This window comes from Thermomonospora echinospora, from assembly GCF_900108175.1.
GTDB classification, from domain to species: domain Bacteria; phylum Actinomycetota; class Actinomycetes; order Streptosporangiales; family Streptosporangiaceae; genus Thermomonospora; species Thermomonospora echinospora.
Window position 1 is genome coordinate 180,240 of sequence record NZ_FNVO01000008.1, and the last position, 20,441, is coordinate 200,680.

Below are 20,441 nucleotides of genomic sequence, written 5' to 3' on the forward strand. Positions count from 1 at the left end.
CGCACAAGGAGAAGACGACATGACACAGGCCCCGACCCAGGGCCGGACCGCCCTGCTGATGCTCGACTACCAGGTCGCGCTCTGCGAGCGCGGTGAGCACATGCGGATGCCGCCGCTGGTCGAGCAGATCGAGCGGCGCGATGTCCTCGCGGTCGCCGAGAGGACCCTTGCCGCCGCCCGTGACGCCGGGCTGTACATCGTGCATGTCCGGCTCGCGTTCGACCCGTCGTACGAGTTGCGCACCAACCGCACGGCGCGGTTCGACGTCTACCCGCGCGAGCGGGCCATGCTGCGGGACGCGCCCGGTGCCCGGATCGTCAGCGCGCTCGCCCCGCTCCCGGCCGAACCCGTCGTCGACAAGGGCGGCGTCGGCGCGTTCACCGGCACGCCCCTGCTGGAGATGCTGCTCGGCGCGGGCGTCCGGCACATCGTGCTCGGCGGTGTCGCGACCAACCTCGTCGTGGAGTCCACGGCGCGGCACGCCGCCGACAGCGGCCTGGCCGTGACCGTCCTGGAGGACATGTGCGCCTCCTTCGACCCGGAACTCCACGACGTCGCCGTCCGCAGGATCCTGCCGATGTTCGCCGCCGTCCGCACCGCGGCCGAGTTCGCCGCCGAGCTGTGAGGGGACCTCATGCCTGAGAACGAGTCCTCCGTCATCGTCGTGGGGGCGGGGATCGCCGGGCTGTCCGCCGCCGTCGCCGCGGCCGAGGCGGGCGCCGCCGTGACCGTCGTGGAACGGGCGCCGCGCGCCGACAGCGGCGGCAACACCCGGCACACCGAGGCGTTCCTGCGGATGAAGTCCATCGACGAGGTCGCCGACGACCTTGAGGAGCGGCTCCTCGGCGACTTCATGGGCCACCCCGACCCGGGCCTGCTGGTGGAGTCCCTGCGCGACCCGGCCACCTGGCCGGCGCCGCTGCGCTCGCTCAGCGTCGTCGATCCGCAGGTCGTCGCGACGCTCGTGGAGAACGCCGGGCCGACCCTGCGGTGGATCGAGGGGCACGGGGTGCGGTTCGAGCACCTGGCCACGCCCTTCCTCACCACGTCCACGACCCGGCTCATGCCCGTCGGCGGCGGGCTCGCCCTGGTCGAGGCGCTCACCGCGGCGGCCGAGAAGCTCGGCGTGGAGTTCGGCTACGGGACGACGGCCCGGGAACTGCTTCTCGACGGCGGACGGGTCGCCGGGGTGAACACGTCGCGGGGCGTGCTGCGCGGCAGGGTCGTCCTGGCCTGCGGCGGCTACGAGGGCAACGCCGAGCTGATGGCCCGCTACCACGGGCGCGGCGGGCGGTACACCCGGCCGGTGGCCCGCGGCGGGCACTACAACAAGGGCGAGGGCCTGCTGATGGCCCTGAAGGCGGGCGCGGCGACGGCGGGCGACTTCTCGCTGTTCCACGCCGAGCCCGTCGACCCGCGCTCCGGCGTCGCCGAGGCCGCGATCTTCTCCTTCCCGTACGGGATCCTGGTCAACACCAGGGGGCTGCGCTTCACCGACGAGGCGCCGGGCCCGGTCGACGCCTGGTACGAGCGGATCGCCCGGAGGATTCACGAGCAGCCCGACGGCATCGCCTACGCGATCTTCGACTCGGGCGCCGCGGACGTCCCGAACCTGTCGGCGGCGGTCCGCACCGACCAGCCGCCGATCACTGCCGACACCCTGGACGGGCTCGCCGCCGAGCTGGGGATCCCGGCCGGCGCGCTCGCCCGGACCGTCGCCGAGTTCAACGCCGCCTGCCCGGACGGCGAGTTCCGGCCCCTGGAACTCGACGGCCTCGCCACGACCGGTGTCCGGCCGGCCAAGTCGCACTGGGCCCGGCCGCTGGCCGACGGCCCGTTCTCCGCCTACCCGATCATCGCCGCCAACGTCTTCACCTTCGGCGGGCTCAAGACGAACGACGCGGCCGAGGTCCTGGACACCGACGGCGACCCGATCCCCGGCCTGTACGCCGCCGGTGAGCTGACCGGGCTCTACTACACCGACTACACCGGCTCCACGTCGGTGCTGCGTGGAGCGGTCTTCGGACGGATCGCCGGGCTCGGCGCGGCGGGAGGACGATGATGCGGATCTGGCACCAGAGTTTCACCGTCCTGGACGACGTCCCGCACTACCGGGACGCGCTGCACCGCCATCTGAACGCCGCCGCCCGCCCCGGCACGACGGTCGAGCTGCACGGCATGGCCGAGGGCACCTACCCCGGCTCGTACCCGGGCGTCCACATCGGGCACCTTTACCTGACGAACCTGCACAGGGAGCAGTTCGTCCGGGCGGCGCTGCGGGCCGAGGCGGAGGGGTACGACGCCTTCTTCATCGCGACCATCCCTGACACCGGGTTCGAGGAGATCCGCAGCCTGGTCGACATCCCGGTCGTGGCGTTCGGGAACGCCTCGGTGGCGTTCGCGGCGACGCTCGGGTCCCGGGTCGGGATCGTCAACTTCATCGCCGAACTGGAGCCGCAGCTGCGCCGGAACATGGACGCCTACGGGCTCGGCTCGATCGTCGGACCGATCGTCCAGGTCGAAGCCGGGTTCACCGACGTGATGGCGGCGTACGCCGACCCGGGGCCGCTGCTGGCGGCGTTCGAGCGGGCCGCCCGGCGGGCGATCGCCGAAGGCGCGAACGTGATCGTGCCGGGGGAGGGGCCGCTGAACGTGTTCCTCGCCGGCCAGGGCGTGTCCCGGGTGGACGACGTCCCGGTGATCGACTCGCTCGGCACCGGCCTCGCGCTCGCCGAGACCCGTGCGCTCCTGTACCGGCGCACGGGACTGCGTCCCCCGCGGACGGGCCTGTACTTCTCCAAGCCCGACCCGCGGATGCTGGCCGCCGCACGGGCCTTCTACTACGGGAGCGCCGGGTGAGCCCCTTCGACTACGAGGTGGACGTGGCGGTCGTCGGCGGTGGGGCCTGCGGCCTCGTCACCGCCCTGCGCGCCGCCCGCTCCCCCGGCCTGACCGTCGCCGTCTTCGAGAAGAGCACCCGCGAGGGCTGCAACGCCCAGATCTCCAGCGGCAGCCTCGCCGCAGGCGGCACCCGCTTCCAGCGGGCCGCCGGGATCGACGACTCGCCCGCCCGGCATGCCCGCGACATCCTCGCTGTCAGCGGCGACACCGAGGCGGCCCCGCTCGTCCACGCGGTGTGCGAGGCGGCGCCCCGGTACGTCGAGTGGCTGGCCGACGAACTCGGGCACCCGCTCGAACTCGGTCTGGACATGGCCCGGTCCGGGCAGTCCGTCCCCCGGCTGCATACCGACGTCGGCCGGGGCGGGGGAGCGCTGCTCGTCCGGACCCTGCGGCGGGCCGTCGAGACGGCGGCGAACATCGCCTTCCTCGACGCCACTCCCGGTACCGGCCTCCTCAGTGAGGACGGGCGGGTGACCGGAGTCCTGGTCCGGGAGAACGGGCGGACGCGGCGGGTTGGTGCACGGGCCGTCGTTCTTGCCGCCGACGGCTTCGCCGCGAACACCGAGATGCTGGCCGAGCACTGCCCCGACGCGTGCGGCGCCTTCTATGGAGGGGTCGGCACCAGTACGGGAGACGCCATCTCCTGGGGCGTCGCGCTGGGCGCCGGGACCCGCAACATGTCCGCATACCTCGGGCACGGGATGATCGTCCCCGGCCACGGCACCCGCCTCAATCCCGTCCTGCCGTTCCTCGGCGCCCTGCTCGTCGGCTCCGACGGACGCCGCTTCGCCGACGAGCGCGCCCAGGGCTACTCCCGGCTCGGCCGGATCATCGCCGCCCGGCCCGACGGCCGGGCCGTCCTGATCTGGGACGACCGCATGCACGACACGGCGATGAACTCGGAACTGATGCGGCAGTCGCAGGAGGCGGGCGCCTTCCGCCGCCACCCCGACCTGGCGGCGCTGGCCACCGCCCTTGCCCTGCCCGCGGAGGCGCTGGCCGAGACCCTGCGGATGTTCCGCGCCGTCTCCTCCGACGGGGACCACGGCCCGCTCTCCTTCCCCCTGTACGCGGCCCGTGTCACCCACGGCATCCTCGCCACCCAGGGCGGGCTCACCGTGGACACGACCGGCCACGTACTGCACGCCTCCGGCCGTCGCATCCCGAACCTGTATGCCGGCGGCGGTTCCGCCGCCGGCATCTCGGGCCCGTCCACCGAGGGCTACATGTCCGGCAACGGCCTCCTGGCCGCCCTGGGCCTGGGCTGGATCATCGGAAACCACCTCGCCGTCACCCTGCCGCACTCCGCCCGCACCTGACGCCCGCCCGCTCAGATCGGGACGTCTCCCGCAGGGGGAACGCGGGAGACGTCGGAAAACCCGGTCAGACAGGGCATCACGCCATGGCGGAGGATATGACTGTGACACGCCCGGGGCTTTCGGGCGGGCGCCGAGCATCGCGGAGGGATGAATGCTGGAGGAATGGATCGAGGCGGTCTGCCTGGAGCTGGGCCTGGAACGCGACCAGATCGACCGGGACCTCGTCCTGGACCTGGCCCGCGACGTGGCCCACGGGGTGGCCCGCCCGGCGGCGCCGCTGACCGCCTACCTGCTGGGGCTGGCGGTGGGCCGGGGCGACGCCGCCCGTGACGCCGCGGCCCGGATCACCGACCTGGCCGAGGGCTGGGCGGAACGGTCCCGGGACTAGCGGCGCTCCTCCAACTCGCCGACCGGCACCACGTCCCGCAGGAAGCCGCGGCGGCCCAGGAACGCCGACAGGCTCTCGCGGTGCTCCTGGCAGGCCAGCCAGATCTTGCGCCGCTCCGGGGTGTGGATCTTGGGGTTGTTCCAGCGCAGCGCCCACACGGCCGCGGCGTGGCAGCCCTTGGCCGAGCAGCGCGGCCGCTCGGCGGGATCTTCGAGTCCGGATTCGTTCACCGCTCCAGTGTGCCGCCCGGCGCCCGCCGCTCCGGCCGCCGGTCCCGCAGATGCGGACGAACGTACATGAAACGCGCATGAAACGCGCATGAACGGCGCTCCTGGTGGCATGGGAGGGGCACGGACCGGCAGGTCCGTGACACCTGGGAGGCGACATGACGAGCCCGACGAGCCGGACGAGCCGGAATCTGCGACGGCGGCCCCCGCTGGGCCTGCCGGCCGGACCCGCCGTGCTGGGCATCTACCTCAACGACCACCTGATCGGGGCGACCGGCGGGACGGAACTGGCCAAGCGGATCGCCAAGGCGCACCGGGGCACCCCGGCTGGCCCGGAGCTGGACCGGCTGGCCACCGAGGTCGCCGAGGACCGCCGGGAGCTGATGGGCATGATGACCGCCCTGGGCGTCCCGATCCGGCGCTACAAGGTGCTGATCGGCTGGCTGGGGGAGAAGCTGGGGCGGCTCAAGCCCAACGGGCGGCTGCTGCGCCGCTCCCCGCTGAGCAGCGTGATCGAGTTCGAGACGATGCGGCTCGGGGTGGAGGGCAAGCGCTCGGCCTGGAGCCTGCTGCGCCGGCTGGCCGAGCGGGACCGGCGGCTGGACGCGGCCCGGCTGGACCGGCTGCTGGAGCGGGCCGAACGCCAGTCGCGGCTGCTGGAGGAGATGCGGGTGCGCGCCGCCGAAGATCTCGTCGGCCCCGCCGAATGATCTACAGCGTAAAGGCGACGGCCGGGCTCGGCACCCCGGGCCGCGGCGTGCGCCAGGGGACGGCTGCGCCGCGGCGGACACCGTGACCACCGGCTCGGGCCGCGGCGTGCGTTAGGGAGAGGGGATAGGGGGCAGGCTGTGGCCCTGCGGAGGACGACTGTGATGAGGGGAGCGGTCGACATGCAGCATGACGCGTTCATCGGCCTCGTCCAGAACCGGGCACGGCTGTCCAGCCGCGGCGAGGCCGAGCGGGCGTGCCGGGCCACCCTGGAGACGCTCGGCGAGCGGCTCCCCGAGGGGCTGACCGACAAGCTCGCCGCCCAGCTGCCCCACGAGATCGGAGAGCATCTGCGGCGCACGGAGGTCTACGGCGGCACCGGCACGGGCGAGCGGTTCGGCCGCCACGACTTCGTCGAGCGGATCGCCGCCCGCGCCGGCGTGGACGAGCGCAAGGCCGCCTACCTGGCCCGGTCCGTGCTGGAGGTGGTGCACGAGGCGACCCAGGGCAAGATCATCGAGAAGGTCGAGGAGAGCCTGCCGCCGGACATCCGGGAGCTGGTCACGGCGGGCAGCAAGGGGTGATCCCGCCCCGCTGAGGGCCCGGACCCAGACCTGCCGACCGGGCGGGATCGGCCGGTGGAACGAGGTGTCCCCGGCTCCCCGAGGGGCTCTGGAGGGCCGGCGTCCCGGTGCCGGCCGGGGCGGTCCGGCCGTGGGACGGGCACCGGGCATGGCCGCCGGGCCGGTACGCTCGGGTGAATACGCTGCGCAATCATGCCTGATCAGGCTGCCTGGAACCTGGAGCGCGCGGCGTGGAAAGCGGCCGACCCGAGTGAAAAGGATGATCGATGCCGGTGCTACGGCCCCCGACGGAGCCGACGCTTGTCCCGCTGCCCCCGCGCGCGGCCGTGCTGGGCGCGCGAACCCAGGTGCTGGTCGTGGGAGGAGGCCCGGCCGGGCTGGGCGCCGCGCTGGGCGCCGCGGCCACCGGCGCCCGCGTCGTCCTGGCCGAGCGGCACGGCTTCCTGGGCGGCAACGCCACCGCCGCCCTGGTGATGCCGCTGATGTCGTTCCACAACGAGAAGCGGCAGCAGGTCCCCGGCGACGAGACCCGGCTGCTGCCCACCGACCACGGCGAGGGCGAACCGGTCGTGGCGGGGGTGCTGTGGCGGCTGCTGGAGCGGCTGGTCGCCCAGGGCGGGGCCGTCTCCCCGTCGGTGCGGACCGGCTACACCGTTCCGTTCGACCCCGAGCTGTTCAAGCTGGTCGTGCTGGACATGCTGGACGAGGCGGGGGTGGAGCTGCTGCTGCACTCCCTGGCCTCCGGAGCGCTGGAGACCCCGGACGGGCGCCGGGTGGTGTTCGAGACCAAGTCCGGGCCGGTCGTCATCGAGGCCGACGTGGTGATCGACTGCACCGGCGACGGGGACGTCGCCGCCGCGGCCGGGGCGCGCTACGAGGTGGGACGCCCCGAGGACGGCCTCGTCCAGCCGATGACGCTGATGTTCCGGATGACGGGCTTCCAGCATGCCCGCTTCACCTCCTACGTGCGCGAGCATCCCGACCAGTGGCGCGGCGTGCACGGCCTGTGGGACCTGATCCGGCAGGCCACCGAGGCGGGCGAGCTGGAGCTGTCCCGGGAGGACATGCTGTTCTTCGCCACCCCGCACGCCGAGGAGGTCAGCGTCAACAGCACCCGCGTGACGGGGGCGCTGGGCACCAGCGTGTGGGACCTGACCCGGGCGGAGCACCAGAGCCGCCGCCAGATGGAGCAGATCGCCCGCTTCCTGCGCGGGCGGGTGCCCGGCTTCGAGGACGCCTACGTCGTCCAGAGCGGGGTGCAGATCGGGGTGCGCGAGACCCGCCGGATCGTCGGTGACTACCGGCTCACCGGCGACGACGTCCTGGCGGCGCGCAAGTTCGACGACGCGGTGGCCCGCGGCGCCTACCCGGTCGACATCCACAACCCCGACGGCTCGGGGACGACGCTGCGGCGGGTGCCCCTGGGGGAGTCCTACGACATCCCGCTGCGCTGTCTGCACCCGGCCGGGATCGACCGGCTGATGGTGGCCGGACGCTGCATCTCCGGCACCCATGTGGCCCACTCCTCGTACCGGGTGATGCCCATCTCGATGGCGACCGGCCACGCCGCCGGGGTCTGCGCGGCGCTGGCCGCGCAGAGCGGGAAGCTCCCGCGCGACGTGCCCGCCGACGCGGTGCAGCGGGTGCTGCGGGAGCAGGACGCCAGCCTGCGCGAGGACCTGGCCGCCTGAGCCGCGGCCGGCCGGCGGGCCGCCCGCGGCGGGCCCGGACCAGGTCGGAGAGGGCCTGTGAAAAGTGAAAGCGACGCCGGGTGGATACGGGGGCAATCCACCCGGCGTCGCATCATCGGTGTTCCGACGGGGGCCCGGAACACCGGCACGGGCGCTCCGACGGGGGACCAGAGCGCCGGTACAAATCGTACACCGAAACCCCCCGCGGTTAGTCAAGAAAAGTCACGAGCCGATTTCTGGAGGTTGTCCGGAAATCTCCTTACGGTCAAGACTTTGCGTGTCCTCCAGGTGCACCCGGGCCTGCGGCTCACGGCCGCCGTTGGCCATCACCACGCTGATGTAAGGCAGCACGAGTGCGGTGACCACCAGCGCGCCCGCGATCCACAGCGGGGCCCCGGCGGTCGCGATGATCACGGCGACGACGAAGCACACGGTCCGCACGCCCATGGACAGCAGGTAGCGCCGCTGCCGGTGCCCGATGTCCTGCGACATGGGCACGGGGGCGTTGGTGACGGTGTAAACGTCGGCGTGTCTACGGGGAATCACCTTCACACATCCACGTTAGGCGCAGGCCGCCACGGACGCGACACCAGGAGGGCCCCATGACCGACCGTACGTACCGGGTGACCGACATCGTCGGCACCTCGCCCGAGGGGGTGGAGCAGGCGATCCGGAACGGGATCAGGCGCGCCGCGCAGACTCTGCGGCATCTGGACTGGTTCGAGGTGACCGAGGTCCGGGGCCAGATCGAGGACGGCGAGGTGGCGCACTTCCAGGTCGGACTGAAGGTCGGGTTCCGGCTCGAGGACGTCTGAGCACCCTGGACCGCCGTGATCCCCGCGCTGACGCGGGGATCACGGTGTCCTGTCCGGCCCGGTCAGGACGCCTGGCTGACGGTGGACATGTTGAAGTCGGCCACCCGCACCGGCGGCATCGCGGTACGGGTGAAGTAGTCCGACCATTCGCGGGGCAGCGTCCGCCCGGTGGCGCCCACCTCGGTCAGCCGGGACAGCAGGTCGACCGGGCTCTCGTTGAACCGGAAGTTGTTGACCTCGCCGACGACCTCGCCGCCCTCCACCAGGTAGACCCCGTCGCGGGTGAGGCCGGTCAGCAGCAGCCGCTGCGGGTCCACCTCGCGGATGTACCACAGGCAGGTCAGCAGCAGCCCGCGCTCGGTGCGGGCCACCATGTCCTCCAGCGAGGCCCCGGCGCCGTCCGGCCCCCGCATGATCAGGTTGTCCGCGCGGGGGGTGGACGGCAGCCCGGTCAGCGCCGCCGAGTGGCGGGTCTGGGTGAGGGCGTTCAGCGTGCCGTCGGCGATCCAGTTCGTGGCGGGCACCGCCAGCCCGTTGTCGAACACCGAGGAGTCGCGTCCGGAGGCGCGCGCGATGACGAACGGGGCGCACTGCAGCCCGGCCGCGTGCGGGTCGCTGGACAGCGTGACCGGCAGATCGGCCAGCTTCTCCCCGACCCGGGTGCGGCCGCCGGGCGCGCTGAAGACCGTCCGGCCGTCGTGGGCGTCCCGGGCGCCCGCCGTCCAGTACAGGTAGATCATCAGGTCGGCGACCGCGCTGGGCGGCAGGAGCGTCTCGTAGCGCCCGGCGGGCAGCTCCACCCGCCGCCGGCTCCACTCCAGCCTGCGGGCCAGCTCGTCGGCCAGGGCGGGCACGTCCACGTCGGTGAAGTCGCGGGTGCTCATCCCCGTCCACGCCGAACCGCCGCCGGCGGCGCCGGCCAGCTTGGCGTTCAGCTCCACCAGCCCGGTCGGCTGGTCGTGGCGCAGCCGCAGCCCGCCGGAGGTGCCCAGGAACGTCGAGGTGAGCTGGTGGTTGGCGAATCCGTAAAGCCGGTGCCCGGCGGCCTGCGCCGCGGCGAACGCCTCCCCGAGCGCGGGGGCCACGGTGGCGAAAACCCCTATTTCGGTTTCCGTGGGCGGCTCGTCCCACGCCCCGCCGGCGGCGGGGCCACCGGAGGCGAGCGGCGCGGCGTCCTCGGCGGGACCGCTGTCGGCGGCCACCCGCTCGGCCTCCCGCACCACGTCCTCGATCTCGTCGGCGCCCACCGCGGTGCGCGAGACCACCCCGGTGGCCACCCCGTCCCCGGCCCGCCGCATCGCGATCACGGTGAGCCGGCGCGACCGGGTGACCCCGTTGGTGGTCAGCGTGTTGCCCGCCCACCGCAGGTTGGCCGTGCTCGACTCGTCGGCGATCACGACGCACTCGTCGGCCCGCGACAGCTCCAGGGCCCGCTCCACGCTCTCCTGCGGGGTCACTGACCGGCCTCCTTCAGCGCGTTGAGGATGTTGACGCCGCGGAACAGCGCCGACGGGCAGCCGTGGCTGACCGGGGCCACCTGCCCCGGCTGGCCCTTGCCGCAGTTGAACGCCCCGCCCAGCACGTAGGTCTGCGGGCCGCCCACCGCCTCCATGGAGTTCCAGAAGTCGGTGGTGGTGGCCTGGTAGGCCACGTCCCGGACCTGCCCGGCCAGCCGGCCGCCCTCGATCCGGTAGAAGCGCTGCCCGGTGAACTGGAAGTTGTACCGCTGCATGTCGATCGACCAGCTCTTGTCGCCCACGATGAACAGGCCCCGCTCCACCCCGGCGATCAGCTCCTCGGTGGACGGCCCGTCCGGTGCCGGGCGCAGCGACACGTTCGCCATCCGCTGCAGCGGCATGCCGGCCGCCGAGTCGGCGAACGCGCAGCCGTTGCTGCGCTCCTGCCCGGTGAGCCGGGCGATGCGCCGGTCGAGCTGGTAGCCGGTGAACATGCCCCCGGTGATGATGTCGAACTCCTGGGCCTGCACGCCCTCGTCGTCGTAGCCGATCGTGGCCAGCCCGTGCTCGGCGGTGCGGTCGCCGGTCACATGCATCACCGGCGAGCCGTAGCGCAGCTCGCCCAGCTTGTCCGGGGTGGCGAACGAGGTGCCCGCGTAGGCCGCCTCATAGCCCAGCGCCCGGTCCAGCTCGGTGGCGTGCCCGATCGACTCGTGGATGGTCAGCCACAGGTTGGACGGGTCGATCACCACGTCGTGGACGCCCGCCTCCACCGAGGGCGCCGCCAGCTTCTCGGCCAGCAGCGACGGCAGCTCGGCCAGCTCGGCGTCCCAGTCCCAGCCGGTGCCCGTCAGCCACTCGTAGCCGCGCCCGACCGGCGGGGCCAGCGTGCGCATCGTGTCGAACCGGCCGTCGGCGACCGCCACGGCCTCCACCGCCGGATGCACCCGCACCCGCTGCTGGGTGGTCACCGTGCCCGCCAGGTCGGCGTAGAACTTGTTCTCCTTGACCTGCAGCAGCGTGGCGTCCACGTGGTCGACGCGGTCGTCGGCCAGCAGCCGTCGGCTCCACTCCTCCAGCAGCGCCACCTTCTCGGTGGTGGCCACCTGGAACGGGTCGACCTCGTACGCCGACACCCAGGTGCGCTCCCCGTGGACGGGCTCGGGCGCCAGCTCGATGGGCTCCCGGTTGACCGGGCGGGCGACCTCGGCCACCCGCACCGCCTGCTCGGCCACCCTGGCGGCGCCCTGCGGGGTCAGGTCCACGCCCGCGGCGAACCCCCAGGTGCCGTCCTTGACCACCCGGACCGACAGGCCCAGGTCGTCGGCGTCCATCGCGGTCCGCAGGTGGGCGTCGTGCAACCGCAGCGTCTGGCTGCGGATGCGCTCCAGGCGGAAGTCGGCGTGCGCGACGCCCAGCTCCCGGGCCCGGGCCAGCGCCGCGTCGGCCAGGGTGCGCAGCGGCAGCGCGGTGAAGGAAGGATCGATCTGATGCACGTCCCCGAACCTACCCGCGTACAAACGCACATGAGAGATCTTGTCGGGATGCCACATCTCCCCGGCCGGGGCCCGCCACTACGCTCGGACGCTGACGTACGGGCCGCGTGCCCGTGGAGGATCCAGGAGGTTATGAGATGAGTCGGTCCGTCCTCGTGACGGGGGGCAACCGCGGGATCGGCCTGGCGATCGCCCGCGAGCTGGCGGCCGCCGGCGACGCGGTGGCGGTGACCTACCGTTCCGGCGAGCCGCCCGAGGGGCTGTTCGGGGTGCGCTGCGACGTGACCAGCGCCGAGGACGTGGACGCCGCGTTCGGCAAGGTGGAGGCCGAGCAGGGCCCGGTGGAGGTGCTGGTCGCCAACGCCGGGATCACCCGCGACACGCTGCTGGCGATCATGAAGGAGGAGGACTTCACCTCCGTTCTGGACACCAACCTGACCGGTGCGTTCCGGGTCGCCAAGCGGGCCGCCAAGCAGATGATGCGCAAGCGCAGCGGCCGCATCGTGCTGGTCTCCTCGGTGGTGGGCCTGATGGGCTCGGCCGGGCAGACCAACTACGCCGCCTCCAAGGCCGGGCTGGTGGGCTTCGCTCGCTCGCTGGCCCGCGAGCTGGGCTCGCGCAACGTCACCGTGAACGTGGTCGCGCCCGGTTTCGTGGACACCGACATGACCGCCGCGCTGGGGGAGGAACGGCACGCGGTGATCAAGTCGCTGATCCCGCTGGGCCGGATCGCCGCGCCCGAGGAGGTCGCCAAGGCGGTGCGGTTCCTGGCGAGCGAGGACGCCTCCTACATCACCGGGGCCGTGATCCCGGTCGACGGCGGACTGGGGATGGGGCACTGAGATGGGACTTCTCGAAGGCAAGCGGATCCTGGTCACCGGCGTCCTGACCGACGCCTCGATCGCCTTCCACGTGGCGCGGCTGGCCGAGGCCGAGGGCGCGCAGGTGGTGCTGACCGCCTATCCGCGGCCCACCCTGACCGAGCGGATCGCCAGGCGGCTGCCGTCCGGGCTGGCCGGCGACCCGCCCCCGGTCATCGAGCTGAACGTGACCGACCGCGACCACCTCGACGGGCTGGCCGACCGGGTGCGCGAGCACGTCGACGGCCTCGACGGCATCATGCACGCTGTCGCGTTCGCGCCCGAGACCGCGCTGGGCGGCAACTTCCTGGACACCCCCTGGGAGGACGTCGCCACCGCCATGCACATCTCCGCCTACTCGCTGAAGTCGCTCACCATGGCGTGCCTGCCGCTGATGAAGGACGGCGGCTCGGTGGTCGGCCTGGACTTCGACGCCAGTGTCGCCTGGCCGGTCTACGACTGGATGGGCGTGGCCAAGGCGGGCCTGGAGTCGACCGCCCGCTATCTGGCCAAGTACCTGGGACCGCAGGGCGTGCGGGTCAACCTGGTGGCCGCCGGGCCGCTGGGCACCATGGCCGCCAAGAGCATCCCCGGCTTCCACGAGATGCGGGACATCTGGCCCGAGCACGCCCCGCTCGGCTGGGACGTCGCCGACCCCGAGCCGACCGCCCGGGCGTGCGTGGCGCTGCTGTCGGACTGGTTCCCCGCCACCACCGGCGAGATCGTGCACGTGGACGGCGGCGTCCACGCGGTGGGCGCCTGACCCGTTCTCCCGGAGCGCTCGCCGGTGCTCCGCCGCGGTCGCCCGACCTGCCGACGCCGAGAGGGCCCCGCTCCGCCATGGAGCGGGGCCCTCTCGCGTGCGCTCGTGGGGGTCGGCTCGCGGGGATCAGGGGGCCGGGCGGCGGCGCATCCGGCGGGCCCACGTGCTGATGTTCATGGCGCCCACCGCACCGGCGACCCCGGACGCGACGGCCACCCACAGCATCTGGTCCTCCTGCCGCTGCTGGGCGGCCACCGGGGTGATCAGGCGAGTCTCACCGAGCCCCACCGTGGGGGAGACCTGGGCGCCGGGTGCGACCTGCGGCGCCGGGAGCAGGCCGGACAGTTGCGGGGCGGTGCTCGCGGCGCTGGGGGTGTAGGGGCGCAGGCGCTCGGGCCGGGTGTAGGCGGTGACGCCCCCGCCGCCCGACCCTCCGGACGGGGCGTTCGGGGTGCGGGTGCGCTTCGGCGTGGAGCCGTTCCCGTCGTTGTCGGGCTTGGCCGGCTTGTCGGGGTCGGGCTTGGACGGCTTGGGCTTGGCAGGGGGCTTGGACGGCTTGGGCTCCTCCGGCTCCTGCGGGTCGGGCTGGGGGTTGAGGCCGTCCTCGATGTTCTTCCCCAGGCACTTCCAGTACTCCGGGACCTCGGCCGGGGTCTTGGGCGCTGGGCACGGCTTGGCCGCCGTCACCCCCGCCTGGGCAGGGGCCCCCGCCAGCAGCAGGACGAAGGTACCCGCCGACATGACCGTGGCCGTCCTGCCGATCCGCCGCACGCCGATGCGCTGCAAGCGCCGTTGCTGGGGCATTGCACTCCTTCGCCGAGGCGGTTGCTGACGTTCAGTCTAATGATGCGGGGGCGGGGGGCCAAGATCGGCTGAACGTCGTTCGGGCGAAACGTGCCCCGTCAGAGCACCGGCGTAAACCTCGCGCACCCGGCGATTTTCACTGCCGCACCAGCCGCCCCAGCCGGGTGTCGCGCGGCGTGCCGGTGTTCTCACGCACGGCACGCGCCAGGGCGGGCGCGTCGGTGTGGACCACTGACAGATGCCGCCGGGCGAGCCCGAAGGCGGTCACCGCCAGCGGCCGGGACAGCGCCACGGCGGCCTCGCCGGGGAGCACCGCGACCACCGCCGGGCGGCGGGTGCCGCGGGCCAGCGCGACGGTGGCCGCCCAGCCGTGCCGCAGCCGGGACACCGCCGCCGCCGGGACGGCGGCCGGCTCCTGCCCGGAGCCGAACGCCACCTCCAGCCCGGCCGAGGAGGCCGCCACGACGGTGCCGGGCTCGCCCGCCGCCACTCCCACCACCGGCACGGCGGCGATCACCCGGTCGCCGGGATCGAACCCGCCGCAGGTCCCCGGCCCCGGATTGAGCCGTGCCTTGAGCGCCGCGTTGAGGGCGGCGGCGCCCGCCTCCCCGCCCGCCAGCGGCGTCACGACTTGGACGTCCTCGACCGGGATGCCCAGGGCGCGGGGGATGGAGTCGGTGACGAGCTGGACGGCGCGGTGCACCGCCTCCCGCTCGCCGCCCGCCGGGACGATGACGACCTCCCGCCCGGGCGCGTCCACGACGGTCAGCTCGCCGCCGCGGACCGCCGCGGTGAACCGCGCCGGCGGCGCCGGGTCCGCGGGCGGCGCCAGGTCGATCACCGGCACCGTCTCGGAGGCGGCCAGATCGGCCAGCACCATGCCGGGACCGGTCGGCGGCAGCGCGGCCGGGTCGCCGCCCAGCACCAGGTGGGCGCCGTCGGCGCACGCCTCCACCAGTGCCGCGGCCGTCTCCACGTCCAGCGCCCCGGCGTCGGGGACGATCACCAGCCCGGCCTCCAGCGGCCGCTGTTCGCCGCGCCCGAAGGCCACCACCCCGGCGGCCGCCCCCTGCGGGCAGCGGGCCTCCAGCAGCTCGTGCAGCCCCGTTCCCAGGCCGAGGGACCGCGCCGCCGCCATGGTGCCGGTGACGACGGCGACCCGGACGCCCTGCGCCGCGACGACGCGGGCGATGCCGGCGGCCGTCTGCTCCACCTCGTCCGGGGCGCCGTGCAGGACGCTCACGCCGGTGCGCGCCGCCGCGGTGAGGGCCAGCGCCCGGTCCTCGGGCAGCCCGGCGCGCAGCGACCGCACCGTGTCGTCGGGCAGCAGCGGCCCGGCGGTCGCCGTCAGCCGCCGCAGGCCCTCGGCGGCGGCCTCCTCGGCCAGCGCGTAACGGGCCAGCCCCAACGACTCCTCCGGCTCGGGCAGCTCGTCGAGCTCGTCGAAATCGGCGCTCTCGTCGAAGTCGGGCTCCTCCAGCAGCGTGACGACCTCGGCCTCGTCCAGCGCCGCCTCGACGGCCCGCTCGGGCTCGGGCACCCGCAGCGCGCCCAGCGCCGACAGCACCGCCTGCGGTGTCATGGCGGTGTGCCCCCGGCGGGCGGCCTCGGTCAGCACGTGCACCGCCAGCGCACGGCCCCGCCGCGGGTCTTCGGGCCGGGGCTGCTCGCCGCGGTCCTCCAGCACCCGCCGGGCGAAGTGGTCGGCCTGCTCGGGCCGTACGCCCGGCACCCGCAGCAGCCGCCACGGGTCCTCGCGCAACAGGGCGACGGCCCGGCTCCCGAGCCGGTCGGCGGCGCGGCGGACGTACCCCTGCGGCACCCCGGCCGAGGCCAGCAGCCCGGCCAGGTCGGGGTCGGGAACGGGGTCAGATATCGGAGATGTCATCGAGGGCGTCACGGATCTCGTCGGGCAGGGTGACCTCCTCGGTCTCCAGGATGCCGAGGAGCTGGGCGGGCGTGCGGGCGCCGACGATGGGGGCCACCACGCCCGGTCGGTCGCGCACCCACGACAGCGCGACCGCCAGGGGCGAGACGCTCAGCCCCTCGGCGGCGGTCGTCACCGACTCGACGATCAGCCGGCTCTGCTCGCCGAGATAGGGCCGGACGAACTCGGCGTACCGGGTGGTGGCCGCGCGCGAGTCGGCGGGGATGCCGGTGCGGTACTTGCCGGTCAGCACCCCGCGGCCCAGCGGCGACCAGGGCAGGATCCCGACCCCGGCGTCCTCGGCGGCCGGCGCCGTCTCCCGCTCGATCTCCCGGTGCAGCAGCGAGTACTCCGTCTGGACCGACACGATCGGGGCGCGGCCGGGCCAGGCCCGCTGCCAGGCCGCGGCCTTGGCCAGCTGCCAGCCGGCGTAGTCGCACACCCCCACGTAGCGGGTGCGGCCGGAGGCCACCGCCTCGTCCAGCGCCGACAGTGTCTCCTCCAACGGGGTCGCCGGGTCGTACACGTGCAGTTGCCACAGGTCGACGTGGTCGATCCCCAGCCGGTCCAGCGAGGCGTCCAGCGCCGCCAGCAGGTGCCGGCGCGAGCAGTCGTAGCGGCCGTCGGGCCGGATTGCGGCCTTGGTGGAGATGACCAGCTCCTCGCGGGGCACCACCTCCCGCAGCAGCCGCCCGAGCACCCGCTCGCTGTCGCCGTCGCCGTAGACGTCGGCGGTGTCCACGAAGGTCCCCCCGGCGTCGGCGAACCCGGCCAGCTGCGCGGCCGCCTCCTCCGGAGCGGTCTCCTGCCCCCAGGTCATCGTCCCGAGCCCCAGCCGTGAGACGACGAGCCCGCTCCGCCCGAGGTGACGCTGTTCCATAGGTGCGCAGGTTATCGGTCACCGGCCGCCGCGCCACCTCGGGAACGCCGGGGTGTTCCCCACAAGATCAACGCCAGGGGCCGCCGGTGTGGCCGCAAGGCGACCAAAGGGTGACCTGTTGGTGAATGCGCCGGTGGCGGCGGAAGGGCGGGCGGTGCGCCGTCCTCGGGCGCACTACGCTGCCCTGACGGGGATTTCCGCACCCGCATCCGTGTCTGATCGCGTCCGGTCGTGCCCGACCGCGCCCGATCCTGAGGGGACCAGCGTCTGTGAACGTCGTGGAAGCGACCGTGCTCGGCATCGTGCAGGGGCTCACCGAGTTCCTGCCGATCTCCAGCTCGGGTCACATGCTCTTCGTGCCCAAGTTCCTGGGCTGGGAGGACCCGGGCGCGGCGTTCTCGGCGATCATCCAGCTGGGCACCATGGCGGCGGTGCTGATCTACTTCCGCAACGACCTGGCCCGGATCGCGGTGACCTGGACCCGCAGCCTGTGGACGCCGGAACTGCGCCGCCACCAGGACGCCCGGATGGGCTGGTACATCGGGCTGGGCACCGTCCCGATCGGCGTGATGGGCCTGGCGTTCAGCGACTTCATCGAGGATCCGGCCCGCAACCTGTGGATCAACGCCACCTCGCTGATCGTGATGGGCCTGCTGCTGATGGTCGCCGAGTGGGCCGGGCGCCGCAAGCTGGAGGTCGACGACCTCAACCTGCGGGACGGCCTGATCATCGGCGGCTTCCAGTGCCTGTCGCTGATCCCCGGCTCCTCGCGGTCCGGCTCGACGATGACCGGCGCCCTGTTCCTCGGTTACACCCGCGAGGCGGCGGCCCGCTACTCGTTCCTGCTGTCGGTGCCCGCGGTGGTGCTGTCGGGCGCCTTCGAGATGCGGCATGTGGGAGAGGGCGGGGTGGCGCCCGTCCCCACCGCGGTCGCGACCCTGGCGTCCTTCGTCGTCGGCTATGCGGCGATCGCCTGGCTGCTGAGGTTCCTGGTGCGGCACTCGATGATGATCTTCGTCTACTACCGGGTGGCGCTGGGCGCCGTCATCATCGGCCTGCTGGCGGCGGGACGGATCAGCGCCACCTGACGCCGCGCCGCCCGCCGCGCGGGCGGGCTCCGGACTTCGGGACCGGGCCGCCCGGCCCCTGCCGGCAGACCTGCCGGCCGGTCTAGAGTACGGCGCCATGCAGACCCCGCCACCGCCGTCCGGCACCTGGCACGGGCGGCCCGGCCCCGGCCGGTCCGACGACCCGGGCTTGTGGGCCTCCCTGAGCACCGGGACGCTGCTGGGACAGCTGCGCCGGGTCATGCTCATGCTGATGGCGGCGCCGGTGCTGATCCTGGCCATCGCGCCGATGATCGTCCGGGAGGGCGGCAGCCGGCTGGGCGACCTGCCCAGCTGGGTCTTCCTGCCGCCCCTGGCCGCGGCCCTGGTCGCGCTGGCGGCCGGGCCCCGGGTGCCGCGCCCCTTGGATCCCGGCCCGGATCCGGAGTGGACCGGGCGGGCCGCCGTGGCCGCCTTCCGGCAGGCGATCCTGCTGCGCTTCGCCCTGGGCGAGGCGGCGGTCATGCTGGGGCTGCCGCTGGCGATTGTGGCCCGTAGCGAAATGCCCTTCCTGGTCTCGTTCGCGATCGGCTACCCGCTGCTGGTGTGGCTGGCGCTGCCCACCACCGGCACGGTGGAACGGATCAGGCTCCGCATCGAGGCGGCCGGCGCCGACTCGCGGCTGTGGGAGTCCCTGCTGGCCCCCGCCGGGCCCGGCCCCGGCCGCTGAGGTCCTACAGCCAGCCGCTCTTGCGCAGCCGCCAGTAGACCAACAGGCAGGCGGCGGCCATCGCCATGAGCACCAGCGGATAGCCATAGGGGGACTGCAGCTCGGGCATGTCCTTGAAGTTCATGCCGTAGATCCCGGCGATCGCGGTGGGCACCGCGATGATCGCCGCCCAGGCGGAGATCTTGCGCATGTCCTCGTTCTGCCGTTTCCCCAGCAGCGCCAGGTGCGCGTTCAGCACGCTGGTCAGCAGTTCGTCGTGCGCGTCCACCCGACCGTCCACCCGCAGCAGGTGGTCCAGCACGTCCCGGAAGTACTCCAGCGGGCCCCGCAGCTCACGCACCCGGCCGCCGACGATCTCCTGGAGCACCGGGACCAGCGGGTCCTCGGCCGACCGGAACTTCAGCACCTCCCGCTTGAGCGAGTAGATGCGCTCGGTCACGTCCCGGCCGTCCGATGAGAACACCGCCCGTTCCAGCTCGATGATGTCCACCTCGACCTCGCCCGCCACCGTCTGGTAGCGGTCGACCACCTCGTCCAGGACGGCGTACGGCACCGCGACGGCGCCGGTCTCCAGCAACTCGGGGTCGGACTCCAGCCGCCGGCGCACCGGCGCCAGCGGGTTGGCCGTGCCGTGCCGCACGGTCACCACGAAGTCGGCCCCGACGAACAGCATGATCTCCCCGACCTCGATGCCGGAGGTGGCCTCCCGGTAGTCCAGGGTCTTGAGCACCAGGAACAGCGTGTCGCCGTAGTGCTCCAGCTTCGGCCGCTGGTGGGCGTTGACGGCGTCCTCCACGGCCAGCGGATGCAGGTTCAGCTCCCGGCTGACCAGCTTGAGCTCCTCGGCGGTGGGCTCGTGCAGGCCGATCCACACCCAGCAGTCGCTCCCGTCGGCGCGGGCGGCGTCGAAGGCGTCGCTGATGTCGCCCTCGATGTCGTGCCGGCGCCCGCGACAGTAGATGGCCTTGTCCACGATCATGGTCGGCCTCGTTCCCGATCCTGGCGTGATCATTACCCGTTCCGGGTCCATCATCTCCCCTGCCGGATCCGGGACGGCGCCGTGCGACCGACTGCTCCGGATCTGCGTAGAGTCTGGGTCCGTGACGACGCTTCTGCTGGTGCGGCACGGCCTCACCGAGCTGACCGGGCCGGTGCTGGCCGGCTGGACCCCCGGGCTGTCCCTGGACGAACGCGGCCGGGCCCAGGCGCGGGCGCTCGGCGACCGGCTGGCCTCCGTTCCGCTGGCCGCCGTGGTCTCCAGCCCACTGGACCGCTGCCTGCAGACCGCCGGCGCCATCGTCGCCGCCTCCGGCCGCCGGGACGGTCCCGGCGAGGTGCTGCGCGACGAGCGGTTCGGCGAGGTCCGCTACGGCGACTGGACGGGGCGGCCGCTGAAGGAACTGGCCGAGGAGCCGCTGTGGCGGGTCGTGCAGGCGCATCCCAGCGCGGCCGTCTTCCCCGGCGCGCAGGGAGAGGCGATGGCCGCCGCCCAGCACCGCGCGGTGACGGCGGTGCGGGACTGGAACGCGCGGATCGCCGCGCAGGCCGGCCCGGACGCGGTCTACCTGGTGTGCAGCCACGGCGACATCATCAAGGCCATCGTCGCCGACGCCCTCGGCCTGCACCTGGACCAGTTCCAGCGCATCCAGGCCGACCCGGCGTCGCTGACGGTGATCCGCTACACCGAGCTGCGCCCGTTCCTCGTCCGGCTCAACGACACCGGGGGAGGAGTGGACGGGCTGCTGCCCCCGCCCGGCACGCCCGCGGGGGGAGAGGGCGACGCACCGGTGGGCGGCGGCGCGTAAGGTCATCGGCGTGAGCTCTTTCGCACCCGTGCCGGTCGGT

General features: G+C 73.6%; 22 protein-coding genes. 14 read left to right on the top strand and 8 right to left on the bottom strand.

Annotated features, from left to right (window positions below):
* The first annotated feature begins 19 nt into the window (after positions 1 to 19).
* From C4U03_RS19910 to C4U03_RS40495, 5 genes are all read left to right on the top strand, one after another.
* The gene (locus C4U03_RS19910) at positions 20 to 625 is read left to right on the top strand and encodes a cysteine hydrolase family protein (RefSeq protein ID WP_103939317.1); all 606 of its coding nucleotides are present in this window, start codon (positions 20 to 22) and stop codon (positions 623 to 625) included.
* Positions 626 to 634: 9 nt separating this feature from the next.
* On the top strand, positions 635 to 2,062 hold the full coding sequence (locus C4U03_RS19915) for an FAD-dependent oxidoreductase (RefSeq protein ID WP_103939318.1): 1,428 nt from the start codon (positions 635 to 637) through the stop codon (positions 2,060 to 2,062).
* On the top strand, positions 2,059 to 2,859 hold the full coding sequence (locus tag C4U03_RS19920) for an aspartate/glutamate racemase family protein (protein WP_200827342.1): 801 nt from the start codon (positions 2,059 to 2,061) through the stop codon (positions 2,857 to 2,859). Before C4U03_RS19915 ends, C4U03_RS19920 begins: the two co-directional genes overlap by 4 nt.
* A complete protein-coding gene (locus C4U03_RS19925; RefSeq protein WP_103939320.1) occupies positions 2,856 to 4,220 on the top strand; it encodes an FAD-dependent oxidoreductase in 1,365 nt (454 codons plus the stop codon). The genes C4U03_RS19920 and C4U03_RS19925 overlap by 4 nt, the downstream gene beginning before the upstream one ends.
* A 151-nt stretch (positions 4,221 to 4,371) precedes the next feature.
* Entirely contained in the window at positions 4,372 to 4,608 is a 237-nt protein-coding gene (locus C4U03_RS40495; RefSeq protein WP_160147042.1) for a DUF6457 domain-containing protein, read from the top strand.
* On the opposite strand, the gene C4U03_RS19930 is transcribed toward C4U03_RS40495, so the two are convergent.
* Positions 4,605 to 4,838 (bottom strand): RNA-binding protein, encoded by a 234-nt coding sequence (locus C4U03_RS19930; protein WP_103939321.1) that lies wholly within the window; start codon positions 4,836 to 4,838, stop codon positions 4,605 to 4,607. The two genes, C4U03_RS40495 and C4U03_RS19930, sit on opposite strands and share 4 nt — an antisense overlap.
* A gap of 155 nt (positions 4,839 to 4,993) precedes the next feature.
* Here C4U03_RS19930 and C4U03_RS19935 point away from each other — a divergent pair, with 155 nt between their 5' ends.
* From C4U03_RS19935 to C4U03_RS19945, 3 genes are all read left to right on the top strand, one after another.
* A complete protein-coding gene (locus tag C4U03_RS19935; protein ID WP_103939322.1) occupies positions 4,994 to 5,545 on the top strand; it encodes a hypothetical protein in 552 nt (183 codons plus the stop codon).
* A gap of 180 nt (positions 5,546 to 5,725) precedes the next feature.
* The gene (locus C4U03_RS19940; protein WP_103939447.1) at positions 5,726 to 6,127 is read left to right on the top strand and encodes a DUF2267 domain-containing protein; all 402 of its coding nucleotides are present in this window, start codon (positions 5,726 to 5,728) and stop codon (positions 6,125 to 6,127) included.
* A 266-nt stretch (positions 6,128 to 6,393) separates the two neighbouring features.
* Positions 6,394 to 7,818 carry an FAD-dependent oxidoreductase gene (locus C4U03_RS19945; RefSeq protein ID WP_103939323.1) on the top strand — a complete coding sequence of 475 codons (1,425 nt, stop codon included), beginning with the start codon at positions 6,394 to 6,396 and terminating at the stop codon, positions 7,816 to 7,818.
* Positions 7,819 to 8,040: 222 nt separating this feature from the next.
* Here C4U03_RS19945 and C4U03_RS19950 read toward each other — a convergent pair whose 3' ends face one another.
* Positions 8,041 to 8,370 (bottom strand): DUF3099 domain-containing protein, encoded by a 330-nt coding sequence (locus tag C4U03_RS19950; protein WP_235017988.1) that lies wholly within the window; start codon positions 8,368 to 8,370, stop codon positions 8,041 to 8,043.
* 50 nt (positions 8,371 to 8,420) lie between these two features.
* Here C4U03_RS19950 and C4U03_RS19955 point away from each other — a divergent pair, with 50 nt between their 5' ends.
* Positions 8,421 to 8,633 carry a dodecin gene (locus C4U03_RS19955; protein ID WP_103939324.1) on the top strand — a complete coding sequence of 71 codons (213 nt, stop codon included), beginning with the start codon at positions 8,421 to 8,423 and terminating at the stop codon, positions 8,631 to 8,633.
* 62 nt (positions 8,634 to 8,695) lie between these two features.
* Here the strand turns inward: C4U03_RS19955 and C4U03_RS19960 are convergent, their stop codons facing one another.
* Positions 8,696 to 10,090 carry a metallopeptidase TldD-related protein gene (locus tag C4U03_RS19960; protein ID WP_103939325.1) on the bottom strand — a complete coding sequence of 465 codons (1,395 nt, stop codon included), beginning with the start codon at positions 10,088 to 10,090 and terminating at the stop codon, positions 8,696 to 8,698.
* Positions 10,087 to 11,586 carry a TldD/PmbA family protein gene (locus tag C4U03_RS19965; RefSeq protein ID WP_103939449.1) on the bottom strand — a complete coding sequence of 500 codons (1,500 nt, stop codon included), beginning with the start codon at positions 11,584 to 11,586 and terminating at the stop codon, positions 10,087 to 10,089. Before C4U03_RS19965 ends, C4U03_RS19960 begins: the two co-directional genes overlap by 4 nt.
* 137 nt (positions 11,587 to 11,723) lie before the next feature.
* On the opposite strand from C4U03_RS19965, the gene fabG reads away from it, so the two are divergent.
* On the top strand, positions 11,724 to 12,428 hold the full coding sequence (gene fabG, locus C4U03_RS19970) for a 3-oxoacyl-[acyl-carrier-protein] reductase (RefSeq protein ID WP_103939326.1): 705 nt from the start codon (positions 11,724 to 11,726) through the stop codon (positions 12,426 to 12,428).
* Between the two features lies 1 nt (position 12,429).
* Positions 12,430 to 13,209, top strand: coding sequence for an enoyl-ACP reductase FabI (gene fabI / locus C4U03_RS19975; protein WP_103939327.1), 780 nt, complete (start codon positions 12,430 to 12,432; stop codon positions 13,207 to 13,209).
* A gap of 126 nt (positions 13,210 to 13,335) precedes the next feature.
* On the opposite strand, the gene C4U03_RS19980 is transcribed toward fabI, so the two are convergent.
* From C4U03_RS19980 to C4U03_RS19990, 3 genes are all read right to left on the bottom strand, one after another.
* A complete protein-coding gene (locus C4U03_RS19980) occupies positions 13,336 to 14,013 on the bottom strand; it encodes a hypothetical protein (protein WP_103939328.1) in 678 nt (225 codons plus the stop codon).
* A 136-nt stretch (positions 14,014 to 14,149) separates the two neighbouring features.
* Complete coding sequence (locus C4U03_RS19985; RefSeq protein WP_103939329.1) at positions 14,150 to 15,901, bottom strand: helix-hairpin-helix domain-containing protein; 1,752 nt, start codon at positions 15,899 to 15,901, stop codon at positions 14,150 to 14,152.
* The gene (locus C4U03_RS19990; RefSeq protein ID WP_103939330.1) at positions 15,882 to 16,820 is read right to left on the bottom strand and encodes an aldo/keto reductase; all 939 of its coding nucleotides are present in this window, start codon (positions 16,818 to 16,820) and stop codon (positions 15,882 to 15,884) included. Before C4U03_RS19990 ends, C4U03_RS19985 begins: the two co-directional genes overlap by 20 nt.
* A 269-nt stretch (positions 16,821 to 17,089) precedes the next feature.
* Here C4U03_RS19990 and C4U03_RS19995 point away from each other — a divergent pair, with 269 nt between their 5' ends.
* Together C4U03_RS19995 and C4U03_RS20000 are read left to right on the top strand one after the other, a co-directional pair.
* The gene (locus C4U03_RS19995; protein WP_103939331.1) at positions 17,090 to 17,908 is read left to right on the top strand and encodes an undecaprenyl-diphosphate phosphatase; all 819 of its coding nucleotides are present in this window, start codon (positions 17,090 to 17,092) and stop codon (positions 17,906 to 17,908) included.
* A gap of 97 nt (positions 17,909 to 18,005) precedes the next feature.
* Positions 18,006 to 18,596: a hypothetical protein gene (locus tag C4U03_RS20000; protein ID WP_103939332.1), complete on the top strand. Its 591-nt coding sequence runs from the start codon at positions 18,006 to 18,008 to the stop codon at positions 18,594 to 18,596.
* 4 nt (positions 18,597 to 18,600) lie between these two features.
* Here C4U03_RS20000 and corA read toward each other — a convergent pair whose 3' ends face one another.
* Entirely contained in the window at positions 18,601 to 19,575 is a 975-nt protein-coding gene (gene corA / locus C4U03_RS20005) for a magnesium/cobalt transporter CorA (protein ID WP_103939333.1), read from the bottom strand.
* 121 nt (positions 19,576 to 19,696) lie between these two features.
* Between corA and C4U03_RS20010 the strand changes: the two genes are divergently transcribed.
* A complete protein-coding gene (locus tag C4U03_RS20010) occupies positions 19,697 to 20,401 on the top strand; it encodes a histidine phosphatase family protein (protein WP_103939334.1) in 705 nt (234 codons plus the stop codon).
* Positions 20,402 to 20,441: the final 40 nt, after the last annotated feature.